General features: G+C 70.3%; 3 protein-coding genes. 1 reads left to right on the top strand and 2 read right to left on the bottom strand.

Going from position 1 to position 5,273, the window contains the following annotated elements; all coding sequences use genetic code 11:
* Window positions 1–58: 58 nt before the first annotated feature.
* Together N878_RS11955 and arsS are read right to left on the bottom strand one after the other, a co-directional pair.
* Window positions 59–2,200, bottom strand: a complete 2,142-nt coding sequence (locus N878_RS11955; RefSeq protein WP_021443890.1) for an FAD-dependent oxidoreductase — start codon at window positions 2,198–2,200, stop codon at window positions 59–61.
* 47 nt (window positions 2,201–2,247) lie between these two features.
* Entirely contained in the window at window positions 2,248–3,213 is a 966-nt protein-coding gene (gene arsS / locus N878_RS11960; RefSeq protein WP_021443891.1) for an arsenosugar biosynthesis radical SAM (seleno)protein ArsS, read from the bottom strand.
* Between the two features lie 236 nt (window positions 3,214–3,449).
* On the opposite strand from arsS, the gene N878_RS11965 reads away from it, so the two are divergent.
* On the top strand, window positions 3,450–5,273 hold a 1,824-nt coding region (locus N878_RS11965; RefSeq protein ID WP_031303082.1), incomplete at its 3' end, for a diguanylate cyclase.

Here is a 5,273-nt window from a genome sequence, read left to right on the forward strand (position 1 = left end):
CGGTTCTCCGCCAGTGCCGGCGCCGCGACCAACAGCAGCGCGAGCCACAGCGCCCGCATCAGCCGCGCCTCCAGGCGTGAAAACGCTCGACCCAGCGCAGCAGCCCCTGCGGCGCATGGGCGCGCTTCCATTGCCCGGCCGCGTATTTGTTGGCCTCGGCCAGGGTCGGGTAGCTGTGGGTGGTGCCGAGGATCTTGTTCAGGCCGAGGCCGTGCTTCATCGCCAGCACGTACTCGGCGAGCAGCTCGCCGGCCTGGGCGCCGACTATGCTCACGCCGAGAATGCGGTCGCGCCCCGGCTCGGTCAGCACCTTCACATAGCCGCGGGCGACGTCGTCGACTATGGCCCGGTCCAGGTCGTCGAGGCCAAAGCGAGTCAGCTCGAAGGCGATGCCCTGCTCCTGCGCCTCGCGCTCGCTCAGGCCGACCCGCGCCACCTCGGGGTCGGTGAAGGTGCAGTGGGGGATGGTGCGGTAGTCCACCTTGAAGCGCTTGAGGCCGCCGAACAGCGCGTTGACCGCGGCGTACCAGGCCTGGTGCGCGGCAACGTGGGTGTACTGGTGGGGCCCGGTGACGTCGCCCACCGCGTAGATATTGGGCAAGCGCGTGGCCAGGTACTGGTCGGTTTCCAGGCTGCCGTCGGGGCGCAGCGCCAGGCCCAGTTCCTCGGCGCCATAGCCGTCGACATGGGGCTGGCGACCGAGCGCCAGCAGCGCGGCGTCGAAGGCGATGCTGCGTTGCTCGCCGCTGCCTAAGTCGCGCACCAGCACGCGCTGCTCACCCTCGACCAGTTCGAAGCGCTCGACCACGTGGCGCAGGCGCACGTCGACACCGTCGTCGCGCAGGCTGGTCAGCACCAGCGCGCTGGCGTCCTCGTCCTCGCGCGGCAGCAGGCGCGCATTGCGCTGCAGCAGGATCACCTGGCTGCCCAGGCGCTGGAAGGCCTGGGCCAGCTCGCAGCCCACCGGCCCGCCGCCCAGCACCAGCAGCCAGCGCGGCTGCTGGCGCAGGCCCCAGATGCTCTCGCTGGTATAGCTACGCACCTGCTCCAGGCCGGGAATCTCCGGCACCCGCGGCCGCGCCCCGGCGGCGATGACGATGCTGCGTGCGGTCATACGCTCACCGTTCACCTCCACCGCCCAGGGCGACACCAGTTTCGCCTGGCCCTGGATCACCTCGACGCCCAGGCCGCTGTAGCGCTCGACCGAATCGTGCGGCTCGATGGCGGCGATCACATTCTGGATGCGCTGCATCACCGCGGCGAAATCCACCTGGCCCTGCACCCCGCGAATCCCCAGCGCCTCGGCGCGGCCCAGCTCATGAGCCAGCTTGGCCGAACGCAGCAGCGCCTTGGACGGCACGCAGCCGCTGTGCAGGCAGTCGCCGCCCATCCGGTGCTTCTCGATCAGGCCGACCTTGGCGTTGACCGCCGCGGCGATGTAGGCGCTGACCAGGCCGCCGGCGCCGGCGCCGATCACCAGCAGGTTGCGCTCGAAGCGCTTGGGCTTGTGCCAGCCGGCATAGACCCGGCGCGCCTGGAGCACATCGAGCGCACGCCGGGCCAGCAAGGGGAAAACGCCGAGCAGGACGAAGGCGCCGAGCAACCCCGGCGAGAGGATGCCGGCCAGCGACTCCAGCTGGCCCAGCTCGCGCCCGGCGTTCACGTAGACCAGGGTGCCGGGCAGCATGCCCAGCTGGCTGACCCACCAGTAGGTACGCAGCGGCAGGCGGGTCAGGCCCATGGCCAGGTTGATCAGAAAGAACGGGAAGACCGGCACCAGGCGCAGGGCGAACAGGTAGAAGGCCCCCTCGCGCTCGACCCCGGCATCGATCCCGGCCAGACGCCGGCCGAAGCGCTGCTGCACCCAGTCGCGCAGCAGGAAACGGCTGCTGAGCATGGCCAGGCTGGCGCCCAGGGTCGAGGCGAAGGACACCAGCACCAAGCCTTCGAGCAGACCGAATAGCGCGCCGCCGAGCAGGGTCATCAGCGCCGCGCCCGGCAGGGACAGCGCCGTTACCAGCACATAGGCGAGAAAGAACAGTCCGGCGGCCTGCCAGGGCTGGGCGGCGACTTGGGCATTCAGCGCGGCTTGCTGCGCCTTGAGCGCGTCGAGGCTGAGGTACTGGCCGAGGTCGAAGACGAAGAAGCTGCCCAGCAGCGCCAGGATCAGGCCCATCAGGGCCAGTTTGCGGCTATTCATCGGTCAGCGCCTCCCGCGCGTCTCGTAGGGTGCGCACGGCGCACGGCCTAGTCATGCAGCGCACCGCCGCAACTGGAGCCCTGCCCGGCGGTGCAGGCGAAGCAGTGGTCGCGGCTGACGATGGGGTTGCCGTCCAGACGCGCATCGAGCAGGTCGCGCAGATGGGCACGCTCACGGCCGATCAACGCCAGCGGCAGATCGAGCATCTGGTTGAAGTCGCAGTCGTAGAGGTAGCCCTGCCAGTCGACGCTGACCAGGCTGCGGCACATCAGGCCCTCCAGATTCTCCGGCCGGTAGCTGTCGCGCAGCAGCTGCATATAGGCGGCGAACTGGCCCTTGCTGACCAGGGTGCTGCCGAAGCGGGCGATGGGCTGGTTGGTGATGCACAGCAGGTGGTCGAAGCGGACGCCGAAGTCCTCGGCCAGGTGGCGCTTGTAGTCGGCCTCCAGCGCCGCCTGCGGCGGCGGCAGGCTGGGGCCCTGCGGGTTGTACACCAGGTTGAGCAGCAGGCCGCTGCCGGGTTGGCCGTAGCCGAGGGCGTTGAGCCGCCTGAGACCGGCGATGCTGGCGGCGAACACCCCGTCGCCGCGCTGGCGGTCGACGTTCTCGCGCGAGTAGCAGGGCAGCGAGGCGGTGACCTCGACGCCGGCGCCGGCGAGGAACTCGGCCAGGTCTTCCTGGCCCGGCTCGCCGAGTATGGTCAGGTTGCAGCGGTCGATCACCCGCAGGCCCTCGCGCCGCGCGTGCCGCACTATCTCGCGAAAGCGCGGGTGCAGCTCCGGGGCGCCGCCGGTGAGATCCAGGGTGTGCACCGGATGGGCATCGATCACCCGATGCAGCACCGCCAGGCACTCGTCGCTCATGGCCTCGGTGCGGGTCGGCCCGGCGTTGACGTGACAATGCAGGCAGCGCTGGTTGCAGCGGTAAGTCAGGTTGACCTGCAGCGCTTCCAGCACACCGCGACGGATGGGCGGAAAGGCCAGCTGGTCGAGCAGGGGCAGCATGGCGTGCATCAACAAGTCCTCGGCGACGGCCAGCCATTAGAGCAGGTCTGGCGTGCCTCGTTACAGCATGGGCGGCATTTGCCCGGTGCCGGCGGTCATTCGTCGCCCAGCCTGAACCGATGAGACCCGCCGCGCAATCATCGCGCCAGCACTCGGTTAGAATCCTCCGGCGCCCGACCGCTCCAGTGACTGGACGGCATCCGCCGGATTCAGGCGCCCTCGTAGTTGCTCTTGAGGCGCCCTGGATGGTTCACCCGCTTCGCTCACTGATGGTTCTGCTGTGCCTGAGCTGCACCCTCGCGGCCCGGGCCGCTGGCGAGCTGCCGCTGCTGCAGCTGAGCACCGCCGACCTGGCGCGACCGGTGGCCGTCGAACGCAGCCTGCTGCTGGAAGACCCGAGCGGCCAGCTGAGCGCCGCCGAGGTGCTGCAGCGTATCGCCAGCGAAGGCCAGCCGGTGCAGGGCAGCGCACGCATCGGCTATTCGCGCAGCGCCTGGTGGCTCGCCGTGCAGCTGCAGGCGCCGGCCGCCGAACGCCTGCAGCTGATAGTCGGGCAGACCTTCCTCGACGACCTGGAGGTCTGGCTGTTCGCCGGCACGCAGCCGCTCGGCCCGCTGTACAGCGGCGCCCGGCGCCCCTTCGCGGAACGCGGCGAGCCCTACCCGCAGTTTCTCCTCAGCCTGCCGCGCCTCGGCCAGGGCCCGCACAGCCTGCTGCTGCGGGTACAGAGCGATTCGGCGATCAACCTGCCGCTGCAGCTGGTCGGCGCCGCCCAGGGCCAGCAACTGATCGCCCACAGCTGGTTGCAGAGCGGCCTGCTGGTGGGCGCGCTGCTCGCCCTGGCACTGTTCTACCTGATCAAGTACAGCACCCTGCGCGAGCCCCAGCTGGCCTACTTCAGCCTCACCGCGCTGTGCGTGGCGCTGTACAACGCCAGCCTGCACGGCCTGGTCGGTCTGCTCGGCGGGCACTGGCCGGGCCTGCAGCCCTGGCTGGTCAACCTGTCCACCGCCGGCATGCTGCTCTTCAGCTCGCTGTTCATCGCCAGCGCCCTGCGCCTGGAACTGGGCCGCCTGCGCTGGCTGCGCGACGCGCTGTTCGCCGCCACCCTGCTGGTCAGCCTGGGCGGCCTGCTGCTCGAACACCCGCGCACCTACCAGACGCTGAACCTGCTGATCCTGCTGAGCGGCCTCTACCAGCTGCTGCTGATGAGCCTCGGCGTGCGCCTGCGTCGCCCCTACGCGCCCGGCTACCTGCTGTGCTGGAGCATGGCGCTGCTGCTGATGCTGCTGGTGCCGCTGAGCCGCGCCGGGCTGATCCCGCTGCCGGCCGGCTTCTACTACCTCTACGCCTACCTGCCGGCGCTGAGCATGCTGCTGTTCGGCGCCCTGCTCGACAAGCAGCTGGAGCGCGTGCGCCGCGTGCTGCTGAGCAGCCAGGCGCAGGCCATCGACAACCTCGAGCAGTACCAGGCGCTGTTCCGCCACAGCGGCGAGGGCATCTTCCGTTGCCGCCGCGACGGCAGCCTGCTGGAGGCCAACCCGAGCCTGGCGCGCCTGCTCGGCGGCGCGGCGGATGGCGCCAGCCTGCAGGGCCTGACCCTGCAACGCCTGCTCGGCGAGCAGCGCTGGCGCGAGCTGCTGGAGCAACTCGACGCCCAGGCCGGCGCCGTCAGCTGCGAATGCCCGCTGCACGACCTGCAGCAGCGCGAACGCTGGGTCTACCTGTCGCTGCACCGGCGGCCGAACCAGGACGGCATCGAGGGCATAGTGGTCGACCTCAGCGAGCGCCGCGCCCTTGAGGAACGCCTGCAGCACCTGGCCGCGCACGACACCCTGACCGGCCTGCACAACCGCCGCGAGCTGGAACGGCTGCTCGCCGAGACCCTGAGCGGCACCGCCCGGCGCCGCTTCAGCCACTTGCTGCACCTGGGCCTGGATCGCTTCAAGCAGGTCAACGACCTCTGCGGTCACTCCGCCGGCGACCAGTTGCTGCGCCAGCTGGCCGCCCAGCTCGGTCACCAGCTGCCGCGCCACGCCGAACTGGCGCGCATCGGCGGCGACGAGTTC

The organism is Pseudomonas sp. EGD-AK9 (assembly GCF_000465935.2).
In the GTDB taxonomy this organism is placed as follows: Bacteria; Pseudomonadota; Gammaproteobacteria; order Pseudomonadales; family Pseudomonadaceae; genus Aquipseudomonas.

What these genes read in the sequence shown, in the direction of transcription:
- arsS (WP_021443891.1), bottom strand. Translation starts at nt 3,213, where the DNA reads ATGCACGCCATGCTGCCCCTGCTCGACCAGCTGGCCTTTCCGCCCATC.
- N878_RS11955 (WP_021443890.1), bottom strand. Translation starts at nt 2,200, where the DNA reads ATGAATAGCCGCAAACTGGCCCTGATGGGCCTGATCCTGGCGCTGCTG.